Source organism: Sphingomonas alpina, from assembly GCF_014490665.1.
Classification (GTDB): domain Bacteria; phylum Pseudomonadota; class Alphaproteobacteria; order Sphingomonadales; family Sphingomonadaceae; genus Sphingomonas; species Sphingomonas alpina.
The window spans coordinates 783783-805396 of record NZ_CP061038.1 but is presented as its reverse complement, the minus strand read 5'-3'; the positions used below and the strand labels follow the sequence as shown (position 1 = coordinate 805396).

The 21614-nt window shown below is 64.3% G+C and carries 22 protein-coding genes; 8 read left to right on the top strand and 14 right to left on the bottom strand.

Annotated elements, in window-relative coordinates:
* Positions 1 to 38: 38 nt before the first annotated feature.
* From H3Z74_RS03705 to nadC, 3 genes are all read right to left on the bottom strand, one after another.
* Positions 39 to 758: a ribonuclease T2 family protein gene (locus tag H3Z74_RS03705; protein ID WP_187762654.1), complete on the bottom strand. Its 720-nt coding sequence runs from the start codon at positions 756 to 758 to the stop codon at positions 39 to 41.
* Entirely contained in the window at positions 755 to 1180 is a 426-nt protein-coding gene (locus tag H3Z74_RS03700) for a hypothetical protein (protein WP_187762653.1), read from the bottom strand. The genes H3Z74_RS03705 and H3Z74_RS03700 overlap by 4 nt, the downstream gene beginning before the upstream one ends.
* An 87-nt stretch (positions 1181 to 1267) precedes the next feature.
* A complete protein-coding gene (gene nadC / locus H3Z74_RS03695; protein WP_187764146.1) occupies positions 1268 to 2113 on the bottom strand; it encodes a carboxylating nicotinate-nucleotide diphosphorylase in 846 nt (281 codons plus the stop codon).
* 197 nt (positions 2114 to 2310) lie between these two features.
* Between nadC and H3Z74_RS03690 the strand changes: the two genes are divergently transcribed.
* Positions 2311 to 4095, top strand: a complete 1785-nt coding sequence (locus H3Z74_RS03690; RefSeq protein WP_187762652.1) for a DUF885 domain-containing protein — start codon at positions 2311 to 2313, stop codon at positions 4093 to 4095.
* A 72-nt stretch (positions 4096 to 4167) separates the two neighbouring features.
* Here H3Z74_RS03690 and H3Z74_RS03685 read toward each other — a convergent pair whose 3' ends face one another.
* Complete coding sequence (locus H3Z74_RS03685) at positions 4168 to 4755, bottom strand: TetR/AcrR family transcriptional regulator (protein WP_187762651.1); 588 nt, start codon at positions 4753 to 4755, stop codon at positions 4168 to 4170.
* 127 nt (positions 4756 to 4882) lie between these two features.
* Here H3Z74_RS03685 and H3Z74_RS03680 point away from each other — a divergent pair, with 127 nt between their 5' ends.
* Positions 4883 to 6085, top strand: a complete 1203-nt coding sequence (locus tag H3Z74_RS03680) for an MFS transporter (RefSeq protein ID WP_187762650.1) — start codon at positions 4883 to 4885, stop codon at positions 6083 to 6085.
* Here the strand turns inward: H3Z74_RS03680 and H3Z74_RS03675 are convergent.
* Positions 6066 to 6554 (bottom strand): nuclear transport factor 2 family protein, encoded by a 489-nt coding sequence (locus H3Z74_RS03675; RefSeq protein WP_187762649.1) that lies wholly within the window; start codon positions 6552 to 6554, stop codon positions 6066 to 6068. The genes H3Z74_RS03680 and H3Z74_RS03675 overlap by 20 nt on opposite strands.
* A gap of 68 nt (positions 6555 to 6622) precedes the next feature.
* The gene (locus H3Z74_RS03670) at positions 6623 to 8245 is read right to left on the bottom strand and encodes an NAD(P)/FAD-dependent oxidoreductase (RefSeq protein ID WP_187762648.1); all 1623 of its coding nucleotides are present in this window, start codon (positions 8243 to 8245) and stop codon (positions 6623 to 6625) included.
* A gap of 152 nt (positions 8246 to 8397) precedes the next feature.
* Between H3Z74_RS03670 and H3Z74_RS03665 the strand changes: the two genes are divergently transcribed.
* From H3Z74_RS03665 to H3Z74_RS03650, 4 genes are all read left to right on the top strand, one after another.
* A complete protein-coding gene (locus H3Z74_RS03665) occupies positions 8398 to 9432 on the top strand; it encodes a hypothetical protein (RefSeq protein ID WP_187762647.1) in 1035 nt (344 codons plus the stop codon).
* A 5-nt stretch (positions 9433 to 9437) separates the two neighbouring features.
* Positions 9438 to 10055: a hypothetical protein gene (locus tag H3Z74_RS03660; protein WP_187762646.1), complete on the top strand. Its 618-nt coding sequence runs from the start codon at positions 9438 to 9440 to the stop codon at positions 10053 to 10055.
* A gap of 93 nt (positions 10056 to 10148) precedes the next feature.
* Positions 10149 to 10295, top strand: coding sequence for a hypothetical protein (locus tag H3Z74_RS03655; protein WP_187762645.1), 147 nt, complete (start codon positions 10149 to 10151; stop codon positions 10293 to 10295).
* A gap of 64 nt (positions 10296 to 10359) precedes the next feature.
* Complete coding sequence (locus H3Z74_RS03650) at positions 10360 to 11235, top strand: hypothetical protein (protein WP_187762644.1); 876 nt, start codon at positions 10360 to 10362, stop codon at positions 11233 to 11235.
* A gap of 162 nt (positions 11236 to 11397) precedes the next feature.
* Here H3Z74_RS03650 and H3Z74_RS03645 read toward each other — a convergent pair whose 3' ends face one another.
* From H3Z74_RS03645 to H3Z74_RS03610, 8 genes are all read right to left on the bottom strand, one after another.
* Positions 11398 to 11673, bottom strand: coding sequence for a PqqD family protein (locus H3Z74_RS03645; RefSeq protein ID WP_187762643.1), 276 nt, complete (start codon positions 11671 to 11673; stop codon positions 11398 to 11400).
* 20 nt (positions 11674 to 11693) lie between these two features.
* Entirely contained in the window at positions 11694 to 13589 is a 1896-nt protein-coding gene (locus H3Z74_RS03640) for an asparagine synthetase B family protein (RefSeq protein WP_229726860.1), read from the bottom strand.
* A 605-nt stretch (positions 13590 to 14194) separates the two neighbouring features.
* Positions 14195 to 15217, bottom strand: coding sequence for a quinolinate synthase NadA (gene nadA, locus H3Z74_RS03635; protein ID WP_187762641.1), 1023 nt, complete (start codon positions 15215 to 15217; stop codon positions 14195 to 14197).
* A gap of 28 nt (positions 15218 to 15245) precedes the next feature.
* A complete protein-coding gene (locus H3Z74_RS03630) occupies positions 15246 to 16046 on the bottom strand; it encodes a BTB/POZ domain-containing protein (RefSeq protein WP_229726859.1) in 801 nt (266 codons plus the stop codon).
* A 62-nt stretch (positions 16047 to 16108) separates the two neighbouring features.
* Positions 16109 to 16810 (bottom strand): DUF4230 domain-containing protein, encoded by a 702-nt coding sequence (locus H3Z74_RS03625; protein ID WP_187762640.1) that lies wholly within the window; start codon positions 16808 to 16810, stop codon positions 16109 to 16111.
* Between the two features lie 3 nt (positions 16811 to 16813).
* A complete protein-coding gene (locus H3Z74_RS03620; protein WP_187762639.1) occupies positions 16814 to 17674 on the bottom strand; it encodes an MBL fold metallo-hydrolase in 861 nt (286 codons plus the stop codon).
* Between the two features lie 95 nt (positions 17675 to 17769).
* Positions 17770 to 19431, bottom strand: a complete 1662-nt coding sequence (locus H3Z74_RS03615; RefSeq protein ID WP_187762638.1) for a M56 family metallopeptidase — start codon at positions 19429 to 19431, stop codon at positions 17770 to 17772.
* Positions 19428 to 19796 (bottom strand): BlaI/MecI/CopY family transcriptional regulator, encoded by a 369-nt coding sequence (locus H3Z74_RS03610; RefSeq protein WP_187762637.1) that lies wholly within the window; start codon positions 19794 to 19796, stop codon positions 19428 to 19430. The genes H3Z74_RS03615 and H3Z74_RS03610 overlap by 4 nt, the downstream gene beginning before the upstream one ends.
* 135 nt (positions 19797 to 19931) lie before the next feature.
* On the opposite strand from H3Z74_RS03610, the gene H3Z74_RS03605 reads away from it, so the two are divergent.
* Both H3Z74_RS03605 and H3Z74_RS03600 read left to right on the top strand, forming a co-directional pair.
* Complete coding sequence (locus H3Z74_RS03605) at positions 19932 to 20858, top strand: SMP-30/gluconolactonase/LRE family protein (RefSeq protein WP_187762636.1); 927 nt, start codon at positions 19932 to 19934, stop codon at positions 20856 to 20858.
* Positions 20858 to 21598, top strand: coding sequence for a glutathione S-transferase family protein (locus tag H3Z74_RS03600; RefSeq protein WP_187762635.1), 741 nt, complete (start codon positions 20858 to 20860; stop codon positions 21596 to 21598). The genes H3Z74_RS03605 and H3Z74_RS03600 overlap by 1 nt, the downstream gene beginning before the upstream one ends.
* The last annotated feature ends 16 nt before the right edge of the window (positions 21599 to 21614 follow it).

Sequence of the window (21614 nt, the reverse complement as noted above, 5' to 3'; positions counted from 1 at the left end):
AACGGGAGTTGGTCCGAGTCAAACCAACCCCAATATGCCTAGCGGCTGCCACGCCAGATTTTGAGCTTGGCGCGACCCGGCAATCCACCGCTACCTGCCTTGCAGCGCTCATAGCGAAAGCTTTTGTCGAGACAGAGCCAGACTTCGTCGAGCCAGCCGCCACGCTTGCCGGTCACGCGGATTGCGCTGGCAGGCAGGCCGGGATTGGCGGCAGCGAGTGCCGAGGCGAAGCGCGAGACGTTCAGCGGGCGCCGCGACAGGCGATCCATGTCGGGATAGCGCAGACCGCCGAACAGCCTGGTCGATCGTGCGAAATAGGCGGCCGGCGTCGTGCCCATGCAGGTTCCGTGCTTGGCCCATTCATGCTGGATCAGCTGTGCCGAGGGCGTCGAGCATAAGGTGCTGCGGATGACCGGGCGCGGCACGATCGCGGTCGCGGTACAATATTGCGGCCAGGTCTTGCCCAAGCCATCGGGCCACAGGCCGTGCAGCGTAAAGCCGAACCGGTTGCCCGATCCGCACTGGAACCGCGCCGAGGGCTCACGGCCATTGTCGCGGCAATATTGCGGTGCCCAGGTGATCGCCAGCGTATAGCTGCCGATCGGCAGCACGCGCTGCGGCTCTTTCGCCGAGGGCAGATCGGGGCGCGGATCGGGCACCATGCCCGGCACGGCACATTTATAGGACTGCGCCTGCACGGCCACCGGCATGCCGATGAGCGCGCAACCGATGAGCAAAGTTGCGACGCGCGGGCTCATGCGCTCACCTCGCCGAACCAGATTTTGGTGTCCGGCCGGAACAGGAACCAGATCGACACCGCCTGAAACACGGTGCCGACGACACCGAGAATGCCGTTGAGACCTGGCCGATAGGTACCCCCCGACAGCGCCAGAGCCATGAAGCCCACTGCAGCGACCACCAATATGGTCGCGATCCACTTCGCGACCGCGGCGCCCCGGCGCGCAATGAAATACCAGAGGAGCAAGCTGATGCCGACACCGATCGCGGTAGCTACCGGCACAAGCCAGCTTATGATCTGCCCGGCCTCGGGTACCTGCGCGGTCTGCGCAGCCATTTGCGCCTGGTTCGTGGACCAGGACATCACGGTATTGATCACGCCGATGGCGAGTGCCCCAAGGTAGAGGCGTTCGAAAGTCACGATCGATGCTGGCCGGTCCATGCCCGTTCCCCCTTTATTCCTCAAGTCCTGGGTTTAACCCGACGGCGCACACGTGCAACCTGATTTGCAACCATTGTCCTGCAGCGATTACAGGGCGGCGAAATCCAGCCCGATGTCGGCCGCCGGCGCCGATTGGGTCAGGCGTCCCACGCTGACATACGTCACCCCCGTCTCGGCAATCGCGCGGATCGTATCGAGCGTCACGCCGCCCGACGCCTCGGTCGGCGCCCGCCCGCCGACCAAAGTGACCGCACCGCGCAGCATCGGCGGCGCCATATTGTCGAGCAGCAGGTGAGTGGCACCGGCCGCAAGCGCCGGCTCGATCTGGTCGGTAGAATCCACCTCGACGATGATCCGCTCGATCCCCGCCGCCTTGGCTCGCCGCACCGCTTCGCCGACGCCGCCGGCGACCGCGACATGATTGTCCTTGATCATCGCCGCGTCCCATAGCCCCATGCGGTGATTGGTCGCACCGCCCATGCGCGTGGCATATTTTTCAAGCACGCGAAGCCCCGGGATGGTCTTGCGCGTATCCAACAGGATCGCACCGGTGCCCAGGATCCTGTCGACATAGGCGCGTGTCATCGTCGCGATGCCTGACAGATGCTGTACGGTGTTGAGCGCCGACCGCTCGGCGGTGAGCATCGCCCGGCCATTGCCCTCAAGGCGCATCAGATCGGTGCCGGCGACGACCTTCTGTCCGTCCTCCACCAGCAATTCGATCTTCACCTCGGGGTCGAGCGCGCGGAAAAAGGCTTCGGCGATCGGCAGGCCTGCGACGATAATGGCATCGCGGCTGTCCATTACCCCGGTGAAGCGCGCATCGGCCGGGATCACCGCCGCGGACGTGATATCGCCGGCATCACCGAGATCCTCGGCAAGTGTCGCCGCGACGAACGCGGCGAGATCGAATGTATTGAGCGTGAAGGTCAAATCGGCCTCCGAAAATTCGCCGGCGAGACTGTCGGCAGTGGCACCGGGCAGAGCGGTAGAAGCATGGCGGGAAAGAGCCAAGCAAGGACTTTCCCTCGCGATGCCATGCACCGAAAAAATCCGTTCCGTCAGACCGTTGCGGTGACCGGGTTTGGCTCCTAGGTTCCGCGCAATAATCGAACAATGAGGGGATTCCCATGCGTCGCACCTTTGCCCTGCTGCTTGCCGCCGCAGCGCTGCCGACTCTGCCATTTGCCACCATGGCTATGGCCGCAGCACGGCAGCCGGCGGCCGAAAGCGCCTTTGCCGCTCTCTCGAAACGCTATGTGCAGGGCATCGCGCAATTCTCGCCGGTCTATGGCACCACGCTTGGCGACCACCGCTTCGACGACCGGATCGGCGACGTATCGGCAGCGGCACGCGCGCGGCGCATCGCGCACGACACGGCGTTGCTCGCCGAACTCGGCAAGATCGATCGCGCGCAGCTGAGCCGCGAGAGTCAGGTCGATGCAGCGCTGCTCGACAATGCGCTGCGTTACGATCTGTGGGATCTCCAGACGCTGCAAAGCTGGAAATGGGACGCGCAGATCTACAATGATATCGCCGGGACCGCGCTTTACGGTCTCGCCGCGCGCGACTTCGCCCCCTGGCCGCAGCGGCTCAAGGCGGCGACCGCGCGGATGGAAGCGATGCCCGCCTTCCTCGCCCAAGCGCGCGAACAGCTGGAGCCGGCGCGCGTGCCACAGGTTTTCGCAACGACGGTGGCGAAGCAGAATAGCGGCGTGGTCGATATCGCCGAGACAATGCTCGCGCCGCATGCCGGGGAGTTGACGCCGACCGACCGCAAGCGCTTCGACACCGCGGTCGCCACCCTCAAGACCGCCGTCGCCGAACATCAGAAATGGCTCGATACCGTGCTGGTGCCGCAGGCCAAGGGGGAGTTCCGGCTCGGCGCCGCGCTCTACGACCAGAAGGTCAAGTTCGCGCTCGTCTCCACGCTGACCCGGCAGGAAATCAAGGCACGCGCACTCAAGGCGAAAAGCGATACGCGCGCCGAGATGTATGCGCTGTCCCGGCAAGTCCTTGCCGGCTTGTTCGGCAGCGACAAGCTACCCGACAAACCCAGTGCAGAGCAGGAGCAGCGCGCGATCGAGGCGGCGCTGGCGCGCAGCTATGCGCAGCGGCCCGATCGGGGCGGCCTGATGGACAAGGCCAAGGCGACGCTCGCCCAGGCGACCGATTTCGTGCGTGCCAAAGGGCTGGTGTCGATGCCGGATTCGCCGGTGAAGATCATCACCATGCCCAAATTCCAGCAGGGCGTGGCGGTGGCCTATTGCGACAGCCCCGGCGCGCTCGAGCAGCAGCTCGACACCTTCTATGCCATCTCGCCAATCCCCGACGACTGGACCGACGTTCAGGCAACCTCGTTCCTGAGCGAGTATAACAACTATATGCTTCAGGACCTCAGCATCCATGAAGCGATGCCGGGCCATTATCTGCAGATCGCTCACGCCAATCAGAACAAATCGGTGCTGCGCGCGGTGCTGTCGTCCGGGCCGTTCGTCGAAGGCTGGGCGGTCTATGCCGAGGGCATGATGGCCGATGCGAACTATATGGACGGTGACCCGCTGTTCAAGCTCACCGTGCTCAAGATGCGGTTGCGCTCGATCACCAACTCACTGCTCGATATCGGCATCCAGACCGAAGACATGACCCGCGACCAGGCGATGGAGCTGATGACCAAGGGCGCGTTCCAGCAAGAGCGCGAGGCAGCGGGCAAATGGACCCGCGCCAGCCTCGGCTCCACTCAGTTGTTGAGCTATTTCACTGGCTATAGCGAGCATATGGCGATGCGCGAGGAAGCGAAGCAGCAGCTCGGCGCCAAGTTCGACCTGAAGGCCTATAACGACGCGGTACTGGCGCATGGATCACCACCGGCACGGTTCGTGCGGCAGCTGATGTTCGACTTGCCGATCGGGTGAGTCACGGCTTCTCCGCTCCCCCGGCCCCTCCCTTTCCGGGAGGGGAACAGGCCCGATCGGGCTCCGCCTCGTTCACGCGAGCAGCCCCTCCAGCATTTTCCTGAACGCTGCCACGGACTTTTCCAGCGTCGCTTCGGGGTCATCCGAATTGGCGATCCATTGGGCGGCGAAGGTCGAGGCGCCGGTGATCAGCCGGGCCGCTCCCTCCGCATCCATCTCGGCCACCACGCCTTCCGCCTGAAGTTTGCGGATGCTGGAGGAAATCGCCGCCACACAGCCCTGGGCCGTCGGCCAGCTCGACGGGTCGCCGAGCACGGCCGGACCGTCACGCAGCACGATGCGCTGAATTTCCGGCTCGAGCGCCATTTTCAGATAACCGATATTCTCGTCGATAAAGCCCTGCCACCGTGTCGGCGCCTCAGTCGACAATTGATCAAGCCGTTGCGACATCTCTTCGTCGATCTGCTTGATGACCGCGGCGAGCAGGCCCTTCTTGTCGCCGAAATGATGATAGAGCGCACCCCGCGTCAGCCCGCATTCGGCAGTGAAATCATCCATCGACGCCTCGGCATAGCCGACAGTGCCGAACGCCGCGCGCCCTGCCGCGATCAGCTTGGCCCGGGTTTCCGCGATCATCTCGGTGCGCGGGCGGTGTTTCATGCTCTGCTCCAATCACATACATATCGTATGTCAATTGACATACGGTGCGTACGTTCCTATCTCAACAATTATACGCCGTGTATGTCATTTATATAAGTGGCATGGTGGAAAAATCGAGAGACCGATCATGACCAATCCCTATGCGACAATATTCCGGGCGCCCGGCGCCAAGGGTTTCGCCGCGGCCGGATTCGTTGCGCGCCTGCCGATCGCAATGGCACCGATCGGGCTCGTCACGATGCTGTCCCAGACCTATGGCGAATATTGGCTGGCCGGCGCGGTCGCGGCCACTTTCGCACTGACCAACGCACTGGTCGCTCCGCAGGTCTCGCGCCTGGTCGATCGCCTCGGACAGGCGCGCGTGCTCATTCCCTCGACGCTGGTTTCGGTACTGGCCTTCGCCGTGCTGATCACCGCCGCCCATCTCGACTGGCCGATCTGGACATTGTTCGCTTCCGCGCTGGCGGCGGCGGCGATGCCAAGCATCCCGGCGATGGTGCGCGCGCGCTGGACCGAGCTGTTCCGCGACGGCCCCGAACTGGGCACTGCCTTCGCGTTCGAATCCGCGGCGGACGAACTGGTCTATATCGCCGGCGCCTCGCTGTCGGTCGGCCTGAGCGTCGCTTTGTTTCCAGAGGCCGGGATGCTCGCCAGCACCCTGTTCCTCGCCATCGGGTCCTCGGCGCTGATCCTGCAGCACGCCACCGAACCAAAGGTGCGATCGATTGCGCGTGAACATCGCGGCTCCGCGATCCTGTTGCGGCCGGTGCAGATCATCACCTTCGCACTGATCTTCGTCGGCGCGATCTTCGCCACCGCCGAAGTCAGCGCCGTGGCGATCACCCGCGAGCTGGGCCAGCCCGGTGCCGCAAGCCTGGTAATCGGCGTCTATGCGGTCGGCTCTTTCATCGTCGGCATCATCGTCGGCGCGCTGCCGCTCAAGCTGCCGCTGCAGCGCCAGCTCGCGATCGCCATTGCGGTCATCGCGGTGACGACGCTGCCGCTGCTCGTCGCCGATACGGTCGCGCTGCTGGCGCTGGCGATCTTCGTCAGCGGTATCGGCGTCTCACCGACTTTCATCACGGCGTTCGGCCTGATCGAGCGGCTGGTGCCGCAGGCCATGCTGACCGAAGGCATTACCTGGGTGACGACCGGCATCGGCATCGGCATGGCGCTCGGTTCCTTTGCCGCCGGCTGGACGATCGACACGTTCGGCGCGCACAACGGCTTCTGGGTATCGGTCGCCGCCGGGACGATCGCGCTGACCACGGTCCTGCTCGGTCAGCGCGTGCTGGGTGAGCCCCGCGCGGCTAGTCCGGAACGCGGGTGAGCTGCGTGTAGCTGATCCGCCAGCGACGATCCTGCTTCACCCAGAAATGGACGATGCGCAGCCGGCGCTCGTGGCGGCTGCTCTCCTGAGTCCAGCGCAGGCGGAAAATGCCGCCGGTCAGCGCCGTATCGCCGCGTACCTTATAGACCGGCTGCTCGACCATATAGGGATCGAGCTTGAAGCCCGGCACCGCGAAATCGCGGAGGTAGGAGGCCTTGTCCTGGACGCTCGCATCCGAGTTCACCAGCATATAGTCATCGGTCACGATTGCCGCGAGCGCCGGTATGTCGCTGCCGATCGTCGCCCGGTTATAGGCATCGAGCGTATGCGCGAGATCGGCCGGAAGCTGGTGTGATTCCGCCGGGGCGGCTGACGCGATTGTCGGGGAGGCAAACGCCAGCGCCGCCGCGAATGCCGCAATGGCGAGCGAGCCTCTGCAGGTAAGCCCGTGGTTGATCCGCTGTCGCATTTTCCTCCCCCGTATATCGGCCGGGCAATATTACGCCCACGCCACGCCGCCGTCGACGCCGGTGCAGCTCAGCGTCGCTCACCGCTCAGGCTGAGCGCCACGGCCTCGGCGACCTTGATCCCGTCCACCGCGGCGGAGAGGATGCCGCCGGCATACCCCGCACCTTCGCCGGCCGGAAACAGGCCGATAGTGTTCAGGCTCTGCAGATCCTCGCCGCGCGTGAAGCGCACCGGCGACGAAGTGCGCGTCTCGACCCCGGTCATCACCACATCGGGATGATCATAACCCGCGATCTGCCGGCCGAAGACCGGCAAGGCCTCGCGCATCGCGGTGACCGCGAAGTCGGGCAGGCACTGCGCGAGATCGGTCATGTGCACGCCCGGCCGATAGGACGGGATGACCGTGCCGAGTGCCTCGGACGGCCGTCCGGCGAGGAAATCGCCGAGCCGCTGTGCGGGGGCCTTGTAGCTGGAGCCGCCCGCGACATAGGCAAGCGATTCCCAGTGGCGCTGCAGCGCGATCCCGGCAACCGGGTCGCCGGGATAATCGCGCGCCGGGTCGATCGCGACGACCAGGCCGGAATTCGCGTTGCGCTCGTTGCGCGAATATTGGCTCATGCCGTTGGTCGCGACACGCCCCTCCTCCGATGTCGCAGCAACCACCGTGCCGCCGGGGCACATGCAGAAGCTGTAGACCGTGCGGCCGTTCCTGCAGTGGTGCGACAGGCTGTAATCCGCGGCGCCGAGGATCGGATGGCCGGCGTCGGCCCCGAACCGCGCGGTATCGATCCAGGATTGCGGATGTTCGATGCGCACGCCGATCGAAAAGGGCTTGGCCTCGACATAGACGCCTGCCGCCTGGAGCATGGCGAAGGTGTCGCGCGCGCTATGACCGATCGCCAGCACGACGCGGTCCGCCGCCAGATACTCGCCATTGTGCAGATGCAGCCCGCATATCCGGCGCTCGCCCTGCGCATCGGTGGCAATGTCGAGACCGTCGACGCGGTGTTCGAAGCGATATTCGCCGCCCAGCGCCTCGATCGTCTCGCGCATGCTCTCGACCATCGTCACCAGGCGAAAGGTGCCGATATGGGGATGCGCTTCGGTGAGGATTTCGGACGGGGCACCGGCCTTGACGAATTCGGTCAGCACCTTGCGGTCGAGATGGCGCGGATCCTTGATCCGGCTGTAGAGCTTGCCGTCGGAAAAGGTGCCCGCACCGCCCTCGCCGAACTGCACGTTGGATTCGGGGTTGAGCACGCTGCGCCGCCACAGGCCCCAGGTGTCCTTGGTCCGCTCGCGCACCACCTTGCCGCGATCCAGGATGATCGGATTATAGCCCATCTGAGCGAGGATCAGTCCGGCGAACAGGCCACAGGGGCCCGCGCCGATCACCACCGGCCGCGGGCCGCCCTCCGGCGCTTTGGCGACGAAGCGGTAGCTGGTGTCTGGCGTGCGCTGGACGTTGCGGTCCTTGCGGAAGCGCGCGAGCACGCCGGCTTCGTCCTTCACGTTCACATCGACCGAATAGACCAGCAGGATGTTGGCCTTGTCGCGCGCGTCATGTGCGCGCCGCGCGACGACATGGCGCACCAGCTCGCGCGGCGTGATTCGCAGCCGCTTGCAGATCGCGGCGGGCAGCGCCTCGTCGGGATGATGGAGCGGCAGCGTCAGTTCGGTGAGGCGTAACATGGCTGCCGCCTTAGCGGGTGAGGACGCGACACGCCAATTGCGGCGGGCCAAATTACGAATGGTGCGAGGCTTTTAGCGGTAGCGAGGCCCGAATTTGATCGTTATGCATCGCCCCCGGGGCGGGCATCATTTGTTGTGTACAGGAGTTGCCAATGGCCGATCGACTGCAAGAGTATCGCAATCGGGTAAGCGACGCCGTGGATTCCTGGCAGGCCAATGTCTGCAATCCATATATCATCGCCTACAACACAGCCTATCTCAGCTATAACGAGACCTTCAAGAAGCAGAAGGAAAGCGACAAGGCGCGCGCCGAGCTGTTCGTGTCGGCCGCTGCGATCCTGCCGGGGTCGATCCTGATGGCCACGGCGGCGAACGCGTCGCTTCGTGTGCTGGCCAATCGCGTTGCGCTCCACACCCTGGCGAATCGCAATCTCACCCGCGTTCTCAACGTCTATCAGGCGATCGGCGCCAGCCCGACGGCGATGTTCGCGGTCGGCAAGGTGCTCGACGGCGTGAAGGCCGAAATCGGCAAGCAGATCAAGGATTCGGTGACCAAGGCGATGCAGGTCAGCAACAACCTGCTCGCAACCGATCCGCTCAACCGCGACAAGCAGCTCAACACCTGGCTGACCAACCACAAGCTCTGCGCCTTCGAAGCCGCCGATGCGATCGAGCATAATCGCGCGATCGGCGACGCAGAGAAGAAGCGCATGTTCGGCCTGTTGCAGCAGGCGCCGATCGCCAACAAGCCGGTCGGCATCATCGATCCGTCGCGGCTGGCGCTCAAGATCGAGCTTGGCTTCTATATGATGGCGCTGCTCGATTCGGACGAACTGATCACCACTCAGGCGACGGGCTCGGGCGGCATTGCCCGCTCCACCAGCAAGCCGATCGACATGATGCCCAGCGATCCGAAATATCCCCGCTCGACCATGCCGAGTTACGGCCCGGGCTATGTCGGTTCCTATCAGTCGGTCGGCATTTCGCGACCCGGCGGCGATGTCGAAGAGCAGATCGACAAAGTGCACAAGCAAGTGCGCGGTACGGCTTTCTACGCGCCGTCCGGCTGGTTCGGAAAATCCGATCTGGCCACCGTCAAGAACAAGGAACTGACCGACGCGGAAAAAACCCTTGGCTGGCTCGCCACGCAAACCTCTCCACTGACGCCGCTCGGGTTGCGGTCTTGAGGCTGGTGAACAGGACGTGCGCCGCGTTCGTCACGCTCGCCGGGCTGACGACCGGGGCGTGCCACGCGCAATCGCCCTCCGATGCGGAAGCGCTGACCCAGGTTCGCGCCGCCGTTGATGGCATTCCGGTCTGTGCGCCGCTCGTCTCGGGCAGCTGGCCGATCGAATTCAGCGCGGAGGCACTGGCAACGCCGGGAATCGACGCACTGGTCGCGGCGGGGCTGGTCAAGCGCGTGGCGCTGCCCAATCCCACGAAGGAGCGCGAGCGTGTCCGGATCGAACCCGCATCGACGGGTGAGAGCGACGTCCGCCTGTTTCGCATCAATGACAAGAGCCCGCCCCAGCCACAGCTGTGTTTCGGCCACAAGCAGGTCGAATCGGTGCGGGTCGAACCGGATGGCGGCACCGGCCAGCGGCTGCGCTACACCTATCGCATCGTCGGTGCGCCGGCTTGGACGGCGCGTCCCGATATCCGCGCCGCCTATCCGTTCCTCGCGCCCTTGCTGGACAAGCCGCAGCTGGCGCGGGAGGCCGCCTTTCTGGAGAAAGGCCAGTGGCAATTTCCGGGCAAGGCCGACCGCAGTGGCAATGGCGATCTGGAGATAACAATCCTGTTCAAATGAGGCGCCGTCACCGTGATGGCCTTACATTTGAGGCGTGGACGATACAGACTGCCTCTTTTATGAATGATCTTCCTGTAGCGTAAGGGGTTACCGATGCAGAACAACAACGACGCAAAGGCCGAGCAGGTTTCCGCCGTGAAGGAAGAATGGCTGCAGCCGGAAATCGTGTCCGTCACGCCGATTACCGAGGCACGCGGCCTTGGCGGGGCCGGCATCGATTTCGCTTCCGAACAAAGCTGATATCCCTACACATCAGTACCGGTTCGGCGGTCTCAATCTCTCGTCAGGGACACCCCTGACGGGATTGAGAGGTCTCGATGCTGCGCATGCCACCGATCCCCGGACCGACGTCCGGATCGAGATCCGCGAACCGCTGCCGCCCTACCCCGAGCAGTTCATCTTCGAATGGGGTGGCCGCTATGCGCTTCGGCTCGGTCGGATCGGGCAGGACTGGTCGTTCGGCTCACGGTTCGACGGCACGATATTGGTCGCGCCGGATGGACGGTCGATCAGTCTGGTTTCCGCAACAGATCCTCTTTCTGCAGGACTGGCCGACATCGTGTCGCGCCGGGTGCTGCCACGCGTGGCGACGCTTTTCGGGGGTACCGCACTTCACGGCGCATCGCTGAGCAAGGGCGATGCCGGGCTCCTGCTGCTCGGATCGTCCGGCGCAGGCAAGTCGACCACCACCGCAGCGCTGGCGGCGGCCGGCTGGCATATTCTCAGCGACGATATCTCGATTGTTCGGAACGACGGTGCGCCACGGCTCGAGCCCTGCACGACCGGCGTCTGCGTCTGGCCCGACTCGCTCGCGGCACTGGGACTGGATCCCCGGGCCTGCACGAACATGGCCGGCTATGACCGCAAGATACGTTACGATCCGGCGGTCGAGCACAGGATATCCCCGGCACGGCTCAGCGCCTGCATCCTGCTGCAACGATCCCCGGACGCCTCAGCGATACGCCTGGAGCGTCTCAGTCAGGCAGAGGCGCTGATCTCGGCCATTCGCCAGCTGGTCGTGTTCAACCCCGCCGGGCCGCATGAGGATCGGGCGCTTCAGGTAGGCCGGCTCAACACCATCATGTCGAAAACACCGGCTTTCCGGCTGGTCTATCCGGAAGGCTATTCCTTTCTTCCTGCCGTTGCCGACCAACTGAGCGAGGTCCTGCACCAGGATTGATGACATTTGACTGACCCACCACCGTCATTCCCGCGAAAGCGGGAATCCCGCTTCTTCTTCTCAGTGCGGGGCAAGGCAGCGTCATCCCCGCTTTCGCGGGGATGACGGGAAGGTGCACCTACAGTCACTCCCCCAGCATGCACCCCCTGTAAAACCGACCCGTCAATCCTGCTCGACCACAATCAGCTTTTGCTCGCGCATGTCCGCCATCCACGCCTCGATTTGCGCGGCGCACAGCTCCGGCGTCACATCGTAGCGATCCAGCATCAGCGCGCACAGGCCGGAGACCGTGTTCGGCGTGTCGAGCAGATCCCAGATCCGCGCGGCCGTCCGGTTGAGTTCGAGAAAATTGCCGCCCGCTATGTCCATGATCATCGCGCCGTCATCCAGCGGCGCCGTAATCAGGTCCGGTGCGCGGCGAACGCGTACATCACTCATCTGCCGGCCTTCGCATCCCGTTACGCCCGAAGCTTAAAGGCATTTTCAAGCCAGATGTCCACCGCGACGCAAGCCCAGATGCCGGTCAGAAACGGATTGGGCGCAGGGCCGGCAAGGCCGGAACTCCGCCATGCGCGGTGCTCGTCGAACAGTCGGCCGACAACCGCGCCATCGACCCAACCCATCCGTGCCGCAAGCAGCTCGGTCGCTGGCCGCTGGTCGAAATATTGTGCCACCGCGTCGATCACCGGGGCGGCAAATCCCGCCTTGTCGCGCCGCGTCCTGATCGGCTCGGGCAAGGTGTTGCGCATCGCCTCGCGCAACAGATGTTTGCGCTGGCCATCGCGCAACAACATCCCGCCGGACGCGCCCATGAAGAACCGCACGAGACGAAGATCGTGAAACGGGTGGCGCAGCTCCACGCCGTGGCGCGCCACGCTGGCATGGATCGGATCGAAGATGAGCTCCCGATGCGCCGGCGCCAGCGCTGCGGACCGCCGCTTCTGCGCGAACCCCGGCAGATCGTCCCCATGCGATTCCGCATGCCAGCGCTCGGCCAGGCCGACCTGCCCGGCCCAGTCGGGCCGTATCCAGGGCGGCAGGGGTGCGGCCGGATCGACAAAGGGCCAGACGGCTCTGCGCCTCCGCCCTGCGCTGACGATCGGGCCAATGCCCTGCGCCAGGACGCGGCGGGCATTGCCGGCAAAGGACCGGTCCAGCCCCTGCGGAAATCCTTCGCGCAACAGGCTGCCGATCTGCCCGGACAGGAACAGGTCGGGCCAATGCGCGTGCGAGCCGTTCATCCAGTCGTCGCCGCCCTCCCCGGTCAACAGGACGCGCTCGTCCAGTTGCTGCATCAGCCGGCAGGCCGAGAGAGTCGGGCCAAGCGAATTCGGCCGCATCGGAAAGAGCAGCGTGTCGGCGCACCAGCTGCGGCTCGCATCGAGATCATGGGCAGAGTCCGGAATAACCCGGGCCGAAATCCCGAGATGCTGCTCGACCAGCTCGCTCCAGTAGGTCTCGTCATGCGGTTCGCCGGGATAGCGTGCACTGATCGCGCCGGGCGGCCGATCGATCCGTCCGGCTCGATAGAGCTCGGTCGCCCGGCACATGATCGCCGATGAATCCAGCCCACCGGACAGATGTGCCGCGACCGGCCTGTCGCTGCGCAGGCAGGCGATCAGCGCCTGATCGAACAGCGTGTTGAAACGCTCGACATGTTCATGGTCGGAAAGGCGTGACAGATCCTCATAAGTTTCTTCGTACCAGCGCCAGGTCCGGACGCCGCCACGATCGAAGGACAGCGCGCCACCGGGCGCGAGGCGGAATATCTCCTGCCATGGCGTTTCGGTCCGGCTGACGAAGCGGGCGGAGAGTATCTCGCCCAACAATCCCTGATTGAGCGCGGGAGGATCGCTCAGTCCGGCCATCAAGCCGCGCGGCTCGGTGGCAAAGGCGAAGGCGGTTCCGTTGAGCGTCCACAGCAGCGGCTTCCACCCCGTTGCCGATCGCGCGCACAACAAGCGCCGCTCCCGCTGCTGCCAGATCGCCAGGGCGAAATCACCGACCAGCTCGTGCAGGAAGCGCTCGCCAAGGCGAACGAACAGGGCAAGCGCGATATACGAGTCGGGGGCGGCATGCAGCGCCCGTCCGCTCTCCCCGAGAAGATCCAGCAATGGTTCGCGATTGTCGAGGCGACCATCAAAGCAGATCGTGATCTCGGCCTCTTGCCCCACCGATTGATGATGAATGCTGGTTGGCGACGCACCAACCAGACCGGCGGGTCCGTCGTGCCAGAGCTGTGCCGGGTCGCTGCCGGACAACGGCAAGGTGCTGGCCATATCGTGCAGCAGCGTGGGCTCGACGTTGCGGCCATCGCCGCGGATAACGCCCGCTATCGCCCCCATCGCACTCATGCCTTCCCTTGAAGCACCATAACCATTCGGCGCTCCAGTGACAGATACCAAGCTACGCCGATCATGACCCGTCCATGTTTCCCGGCGAAGGCCGGGACCCAGTCGTGAAACAGTCGGCAACCGCTGCTGTCTTTCGTTTCCTTGACCTTTCCGACTGGGCCCCGCCCCCCGCCGGGGGAGCGGCAAGAATGGGTTAGAATCAACGCAGCTCGGTCCGATTCAACCCCAGCGGAGATCGGCGCAAGGTCACACAATTACTCCAATGCCCGTCCCGCTCTTTGACATGACTGGAAAAACTGCCGGATCGCCGGCGCGGGAATTTCCCGAAACAACCGTCTCGTCCCGGCAAGAGCAATACGTCGCTCCCTGTTATCTCCCTGCGTCTCCCTGTTACCGCGCCACCAACTCCCTGTTCCCACGCGCGATTCTCCCTGTTCTTCAATAACAGGGAGTTGATATACAACCGTCTGATAAACAAGGATAATATCAACGAAAATGGAGTCAGAACCACCAGAAAAAGTGCCCGCTCCCTGTTATTCTCCCTGTTATTGCCGATGAACAGGGAGAATTGGCCCGGCAAGACGGGCCCGGCACCTTTGCCTGGATCAGTCCCCGGTCACTTTCACCGGCCCGAGATCGCCCAGCCCGACCGTCCCGCTTGCCATGGCGAGCATCGCGTCGAGGCTCTTCTTGGCCTGCAGCCTTAGCCCTTCCTCGATTTCGACGCGCGGGGTCAGGTCACGCAGCGCGAGATAGAGTTTCTCCATCGTGTTGAGCGCCATGTACGGGCAGATGTTGCAGTTGCAGTTGCCGTCCGCGCCGGGCGCACCGATGAAGTTCTTGAGCGGCTCGGCCTTTTCCATCTGGTGGATGATGTGCGGCTCGGTCGCGACGATCAGCGTGTCGCCGTCCATGTCGCGCGCATAGGCCAGGATGCCGCTCGTCGACCCGACATAATCGGCATGGTCGAGGATATAGGGCGGGCACTCAGGGTGTGCGGCAACCGGGGCACCGGGATGCAGCCCCTGCAGCTTGAGCAGCTCTGTCTCGCTGAACGCCTCGTGCACGATGCACACGCCCGGCCAGAGCAGCATCTCGCGCCCGGTCTTGCGCGCGAGATAACCGCCGAGATTCTTGTCCGGGCCGAAGATGATCTTCTGGTCGAGCGGGATCTGGCTGAGGATCTTCTCCGCCGAGGAACTGGTGACGATCACGTCGCTCAGCGCCTTCACCTCAGTCGAGCAGTTGATATAGGTCAGCGCGATATGATCGGGATGCGCCTCGCGAAAGGCCTTGAACTGATCGGGCGGGCAGCTGTCTTCCAGGCTGCAGCCGGCATTCATGTCAGGCAACACGACGATCTTGTCGGGGCTGAGGATCTTCGCGGTCTCGGCCATGAAACGCACCCCGCAAAAGGCGATGACATCGGCATCGGTCGCCGCGGCCTTTTTCGACAAATCGAGGCTGTCGCCGACGAAATCGGCAAGATCCTGGATCTCGGGCTTCTGGTAGTAATGCGCCAGGATGACCGCATTGCGTTCCTTGCGCAGCCGGTCGATCTCGGCCCGAAGGTCGAGTCCGGTCAGGTTGCCGATGCCTCCCCGGCCACTAGATACGCGTGCGTCCATGTACCAATGCTCCCGCGAGTTACGGGTGTCATGTGGACGTGCCGCGCCCGGTGATCAAGGGACCACCCGGCGGCGGCGGATAATCGAGTGGCGCAACGGCCGCCCCGGGCGAACCCGCGGTCACCGCGCGGTAGAATGACGCGCCGGCCGACGAATAGGGCAATGTTTCGATCACAAGTTGCAACCCGACGATCGTACCGATTCCCCACAACCAGGCCGGATGGACGCGCCCGGTGCGGCGCAGATCCGCGAGAATGCCAATCAGCGGAAACAGCATGACCGCGCCGAAAACCGCCTCATGCGCATAGGGGATCAGCAGCGGCATCGGCAGCAACCGGCCAAACGCCGGGCCGAGCAATAGAGTCATGCCGCAATAATGTAGTCGCCGATGCCACTCGGTCTGCCGCCGCAGCGCGATCGCCGCCGTGGTCAGACCGGCAAAGGTCAATATGCTGAGCGGGTTGAAGATCAGGAACTGCAGCGGCAGGAAAAAGAATGGCGCCTGGCCGCGCCGCACCATCAGCACCGTGACCGCGATGCCGAGCACCACCATCAACACCATCCATGCCGCGCCGATCCAACCCAGACGCCGGTGCAGCGCCATCGCCCCGTTCGCGGCGAAGATATTCTGCAGGACGTAAAGCGCGACCCAGCCCATGAAGACGACCGCATGAGCGTGCACGATCAGCGGCGATGAAAAGCTCGAACGCCCCATGGCGAGTTGCAACGAGAATGCCGCCACCACGATGCCTGCCATGACGAACGCCATGACCAGGAAGAAGCGGCTCTCGCGCGCCATCCCCGATGCCGGTGCAGCTAATGTGGCCATGAATCACCCCCGTAATTCCAATCCCCGGAATATCCTATCACGAGGCGGGCGGCGGCTCCAGTTCAGCGGCGGTTGCCAAGCACCTCTTCGAGCGAGCGCGATCGGTCCATCTGCTCAGCCGGCCCACGGCGTTCGAACGGAAAGCTGACCACGACACGCACATCGCCAAGGCCGGTCGCTGCCAGCGGGCCCGTGGCGATCTCGGCCAGGACGCGGCGGGCATTTTCTCGGGCAACCGCCAGATGCTCGGGCTTGGCACCTTCCTTCTGCGCCGCGGTCTTGGCGTTGAGCGTCGCCCGGCGGACCAGCTGATCGGCGGCATCGCGGGTGACGAACAAGCCACGCGTGCGATTGGCGGTCTGCGCCGCCCAGTCGATATTCGGGGCGGCGGGCACCACGTCGGGCGCTTGAATGGTCAAGGTCCGACGCGCCGGATCCCAGTCATAGGCATCGGCCGACACACGCGACATATCGATGAAATAGTCGACCGAAAACGGCGCCTTGATCACCTTGTCGGAGGTCAACATGCCGAAACCGCGCGTGTCGGAGGCCGATGCCTGCACCGTGCCGGACAGCGCGCCGACCTTGATCGCGCTGGCGCCGGAGAATTTGGCGCTGACGATCCTGGTGATCGCCGTGCCATCATCCTCCCGGCTGATGGCATAGCGTTCGGTATATCTGTCCCATGCGATCCAGCCGCCGACCAGTGCAGCGATGATCACCAGAATGGCGAGAACGACCTGTGCGATGCGCTTGTTGTCCATCGCTCAGTCCTTCACGATCGACCAGGCATCGCCCTGTTCAACCACCAGGCCCCGGTTGCGCAGGTCGATCAGATGGGCGAGCACGGATCGCTCTGCGGCTGGAAACAGGCGCGGGTCGATCCCGACATACATGCGCTCCACCATCCCCGGGATCGCACGTGTCTCTTCGCGGAGCAGGCGTACGATCTGCCCCTCGCGCTGCTTGCGGTGCCCCATCATGCCGCGCACCAGCCGCTGCGGATTCTCCACCGGATCGCCATGCGCCGGGTAATAGATACGGTCGTCGCGCTGCATCAGCTTGTCGAGACTCCGCATATAATCGGCCATGTCGCCGTCCGGCGGCGAGACGATGCTGGTCGACCAGCCCATAACATGATCGCCGGTGAACAGCGCTTTCGTTTCGGGCAAGGCGAAGCAGAGATGGTTGGAGGTATGTCCGGGTGTCGCCAGCGCGGTCAGCGTCCAGCCCTGCCCCGCCACGGACTCACCCTCGGCCAGCACGCGATCGGGCGCATAGTCATGGTCGAACGACGCATCGGCGCGCGGGCCGCTATCGTCGAAGGCGAGCGGCGCACATCCGATGATTGGCGCACCGGTCGCCGCCTTGAGTGGTCGCGAACCGGGGCTGTGGTCGCGGTGCGTATGGGTGATGACGATCGCGGCGACCGGCCGGCCGGCGATCGCAGCGATCAGTGCGTCGATATGCTCCGGCGTATCCGGGCCCGGATCGATCACGGCAAGGTCGGTCGCGCCGACCAGATGCACTTGTGTGCCGGTGTTGGTGAAGGGCGATGGATTGGGCGCTAGCAGGCGGGAAACGAGCGGTTCGAGCGTTTCAGCCACGCCGGTCGGTTGCTCGGTCATAAGGTTCAGATGGCCGCTGGTGCCGCCAAACGCAAGAGCGCCGGCCCTGCATTGCAGTGACCGGCGCCATGCTCCCCCCGACTTGTCTTTATGCGTCAGTCTACCCTGGCGAGATTGGCTTCCATGTCGCGGATCGAGTCATCGATCGACTCAAGTGCATCGCTGCGTGCCTCACCGCTCAGGTCGAGGTTGCGGGCCATATTGGCGCGCGCGCTGCGCAGCCCGTTCAGCGCCGATCGATAGGCTTTGCGTTCGATCTCCCGGCTGTTCACCGCATTGTTCGCGGCCAGCGCCGCACCCTTTGCGGCCATCTCCGCACCTTCACGCGCGACGCGCTCGATGCGATTGTTGCAGATGATGATCTTGTGCTTGCCGCCATCCTTCTTGCTGATGACCATTTCCCGGCGATCGCCGCCTTCGCCGCAATTGACCGAGGAAATTTCGGGAATGTTCTGCAACGCCGCCATTCCGTCAAACTCTTCGGTACGAACCTTGCCGTCCTTGTCGCGCATGACGATCCTGACGTGCCGCGTCTTCTTGCCATTATCGTTGACGGTCGTGGTGATCACCTGGCGGCTCCGGTCGCCGGTCCATTCGGAGGCGGCAGGCGGTGCTGGTGGTTCGGGCGGCGCGACCTGTGCAAGCGGCGCTGGGGCGGGAGCGGGTGCCGGTGCCGGCGCAGGATCCGGAGCGGGAACAGGCGCCGGCGCGGCGGGCGCCACCGGCGGCACGATATCGAGGCTCGCCAGGTCGACGCCGGTGGCGGTTTCGACATTGCTGCGGATCGCTGCGGCGGCCTTGGTACCCGATGCGGTGAAAGCCAGGCCGGCGACGGTCAAGGTCGCGACCGCGGCGATGCCACTGAACAGGCGGGTACGCGATGTCTTGTTGGTGGTCAGCATCTTCAGTCTCCCTTTCAGATCGTTGATGGTGTGGAGGTGGCAAGCGGCGGACACCGCCCCGCCATGCGCGGATTTGACGATCGCGCAGGCATAGGTGTGGCGCGCGATCGGGCTCAACCCGGCCAGGACGCGCGCATCGTTGGCGATTTCCTGATCGGCGCGGAAGGCCCGGAAAGCGCGCCAGGCGATCGGATTGAACCAGTGCAGCGCAAGGATGAACAGCGCGACCCAGTTCGCGATCAGGTCGCCGCGTTCATGATGGCCAAGCTCGTGCGCCAGCGCGAGATCGCGTTCCTCACGATCGTAACGCTCGACGAAATCGCGCGGGAAGGCGACATATTTGCGCAGGATGCCGAAGGCCAGCGGGCCGCTCGCGGCGTCGGTCTCGATCAGGTGGATGCCGCCATCGATCTGCGCACCGCGTACCTGGCGATCCAGGATGCGCCGACAGAAACGGAGATGCGATACCGAATGCCAGGCGAGAAAGAACGCCGCGCCCGCAATCCACAGCGCGCCCACCATCAGGCCGAGCGAGGGATAGAGCGACGCAAAGAGCGATGACTGTTGTGTGACCGGTGCAGCGGAGGTGCCGGCCAGAGGCCCGCTCAGCGGCTCGATGACATAGATGGTGATCGTCTCGCTCGCGCGGGCCACCGGCGCGACCGCCATCTCGCGCCAGGATGCGGGAATGGGCGGCAGCAACAGGCGCAGGACCGGGAGCGCCCAGAGCGCATAGGCGACATCCGGTCCGAATGCGCGGCGAACCGGCCCTCGCAACGCGAGGACTCCGATCATCAGGATGGTGGATGCGATCAGCGCCTCGAGCGCCCATCCCGCGAAGAGGGACGCGGTCATGCCTTCAACCCCTTCAACAACGCCTCGATCTCGGCAATGTCGCTCGCGCTGAGCTCATCCCGTTCGGCGAGGTGCGCGACCAGCGGGGTCAGCTTGCCGCCGAACAGCCGGTCCATCAGCTTGCGCGATTCACCGGCGACATAATCGTCGCGCGCGACGAGCGGGCGATAGAGATAACGGCGACCGTCCTCTTCGTGCGCGATGATGTTCTTGGCGAGCAGCCGGCCGAGCAAGGTCTTGACCGTATTGGCGGACCAGTCGCGGCCCGCCGGGATACGCTCGGACACGTCCTGTGCGGTCAGTGGCGCTTCGTCCCACAGGACTTCCATGACCGCATGTTCAGCATCGCTTATCCGTTCGGCCATTCGAATCGCTCCCGTACTGACTACGTTTGTAATCTTCCTGATTACGTCTGTAGTCAATGGGCTGAACGCTGGATGAATACGGTTGAGCCGATCCGCGACGCGTGTAGGCTGGCAAGAAATACGGAGAGCCGTCACATGCCTGAATTCACTACCATCGCCACCGGTTTGCGCTTCCCCGAAGGACCGGTCGCAATGGCCGATGGCAGCATCATTCTGGTCGAGATCGCGGCAGGCCGGATCACGCGCGTGAAGCAGGACGGATCGACCGAGACCGTCGCCGAGCCCGGCGGCGGCCCCAACGGACTGGCGCTCGGCCCGGAAGGAAAGCTCTATTGCTGCAACAATGGCGGCTTCAACTATTTCGAGCATCCGAACGGATTGCTGATCCCGCACGGGCAGGCCGATGATTATTCGGGCGGCAGGATCGAGCGGATCGATCCTGCGACCGGCGTCGTGGAGACGCTCTACAAGGATGGTGATTTCGGCTGCACGCTGCGCGGGCCGAACGACATCGTATTCGACGCGCATGGCGGCTTCTGGTTCACCGATCACGGCAAGAACCGCCCGCGCGAACGCGACATCACCGGTATCTTCTACGCAAAGGCCGATGGCAGCCATCTGGAGGAAGTGGTCTTCCCGAGCGAGAATCCCAACGGCATCGGCCTCTCGCCTGATGGCAACACGCTCTACGCGGCGGAAACCTATACCTGCCGGCTGATGGCGTTCCGGGTGACCGCACCGGGCAAGGTCGACCTGACTCCCGGCCTGGGCGGCGCGGGCATCCCGCTTTATCGCCCGGCAGGGTATAAATTTTTCGACTCGCTCGGCGTGGAGGAAGGCGGCAATATCTGCGTCGCGACGATCGGCGAATGCGGCATTTCGGTCATTTCACCGGCCGGCGAGCTGGTCGAATTCGTCGCCACCCAGGATCCGTTCACGACCAATATCTGCTGGGGCGGGAGCGACCTGCGCACCGCCTATATCACCCTGTCGGGCACCGGGCAGCTGGTCAGTATGGCATGGCCGCGCGCCGGCCTGAAACTCGCTTACGACGTGAACTGATGCGCATCATCGGCAATCATGTCTCGCCTTATGCCCGCAAGGTGCTGGTCGCGCTGGCGATCAAGCGGATCGCTTTCGAGATCGATCCGATCATCCCCTTTTTCGGCACCGACGATTTCACCCGGCTAAGCCCGCTGCGCCGCATTCCGGTGCTGGTCGACGGCGACGTGACGTTGTGCGATTCGAGCGTGATCTGCGAATATCTCGACGAGGCCTATCCCGCCCCGCCACTGATGCCGGCAGCACCGGCAGACCGCGCCCGCGCCCGCTGGCTGGAGGAATATGCCGATACCCGGCTTGGCGATGTGATCATCTGGCGGCTGTTCCAGGAGCGCGTGATCAAGCCGAGCGTCTGGCGCACACCAGCGGACGAAACCGTGATCGCCACCGCGACCGATCAGGACCTGCCCGGCATCATGAACTGGCTGGAGGACGAAGCGCCGGCAGCGGCATTCATGTTCGGCGCGGCACCGATGACGGTGGATATCACCTTCGCATGCTTCTTCCGTAATGCCGCACTGGCCGGCTGGGGACCCGACGCCGCACGCTGGCCCCGCGCGGTCGCATGGATCGCCCGATGCCAGGAGATCCCCGAATTCGCCGCGACCATCCCGATCGAGCAATTGTTCATGACCGCCCGACGGGCCGATCGCAACCGGGTGCTGCGCGATGCGGGGCTGGCCATCGCCGCAGAAACGGTCGGCGGCGAGGCTCCGCGCAAGGGCGTGATGCCGATCTGATATTGGTTCGCCACGA

Excerpts from the sequence above, each read along its gene's own strand:
- H3Z74_RS03705 (WP_187762654.1), bottom strand. The coding sequence starts at position 758 with ATGAGCCCGCGCGTCGCAACTTTGCTCATCGGTTGCGCGCTCATCGGC.
- H3Z74_RS03700 (WP_187762653.1), bottom strand. The coding sequence starts at position 1,180 with ATGGACCGGCCAGCATCGATCGTGACTTTCGAACGCCTCTACCTTGGG.
- H3Z74_RS03690 (WP_187762652.1), top strand. The coding sequence starts at position 2,311 with ATGCGTCGCACCTTTGCCCTGCTGCTTGCCGCCGCAGCGCTGCCGACT.
- H3Z74_RS03685 (WP_187762651.1), bottom strand. The coding sequence starts at position 4,755 with ATGAAACACCGCCCGCGCACCGAGATGATCGCGGAAACCCGGGCCAAG.
- H3Z74_RS03680 (WP_187762650.1), top strand. The coding sequence starts at position 4,883 with ATGACCAATCCCTATGCGACAATATTCCGGGCGCCCGGCGCCAAGGGT.
- H3Z74_RS03675 (WP_187762649.1), bottom strand. The coding sequence starts at position 6,554 with ATGCGACAGCGGATCAACCACGGGCTTACCTGCAGAGGCTCGCTCGCC.
- H3Z74_RS03670 (WP_187762648.1), bottom strand. The coding sequence starts at position 8,245 with ATGTTACGCCTCACCGAACTGACGCTGCCGCTCCATCATCCCGACGAG.
- H3Z74_RS03665 (WP_187762647.1), top strand. The coding sequence starts at position 8,398 with ATGGCCGATCGACTGCAAGAGTATCGCAATCGGGTAAGCGACGCCGTG.
- H3Z74_RS03655 (WP_187762645.1), top strand. The coding sequence starts at position 10,149 with ATGCAGAACAACAACGACGCAAAGGCCGAGCAGGTTTCCGCCGTGAAG.
- H3Z74_RS03645 (WP_187762643.1), bottom strand. The coding sequence starts at position 11,673 with ATGAGTGATGTACGCGTTCGCCGCGCACCGGACCTGATTACGGCGCCG.
- H3Z74_RS03640 (WP_229726860.1), bottom strand. The coding sequence starts at position 13,589 with ATGAGTGCGATGGGGGCGATAGCGGGCGTTATCCGCGGCGATGGCCGC.
- nadA (WP_187762641.1), bottom strand. The coding sequence starts at position 15,217 with ATGGACGCACGCGTATCTAGTGGCCGGGGAGGCATCGGCAACCTGACC.
- H3Z74_RS03630 (WP_229726859.1), bottom strand. The coding sequence starts at position 16,046 with ATGGCCACATTAGCTGCACCGGCATCGGGGATGGCGCGCGAGAGCCGC.
- H3Z74_RS03625 (WP_187762640.1), bottom strand. The coding sequence starts at position 16,810 with ATGGACAACAAGCGCATCGCACAGGTCGTTCTCGCCATTCTGGTGATC.
- H3Z74_RS03620 (WP_187762639.1), bottom strand. The coding sequence starts at position 17,674 with ATGACCGAGCAACCGACCGGCGTGGCTGAAACGCTCGAACCGCTCGTT.
- H3Z74_RS03615 (WP_187762638.1), bottom strand. The coding sequence starts at position 19,431 with ATGACCGCGTCCCTCTTCGCGGGATGGGCGCTCGAGGCGCTGATCGCA.
- H3Z74_RS03610 (WP_187762637.1), bottom strand. The coding sequence starts at position 19,796 with ATGGCCGAACGGATAAGCGATGCTGAACATGCGGTCATGGAAGTCCTG.
- H3Z74_RS03605 (WP_187762636.1), top strand. The coding sequence starts at position 19,932 with ATGCCTGAATTCACTACCATCGCCACCGGTTTGCGCTTCCCCGAAGGA.
- H3Z74_RS03600 (WP_187762635.1), top strand. The coding sequence starts at position 20,858 with ATGCGCATCATCGGCAATCATGTCTCGCCTTATGCCCGCAAGGTGCTG.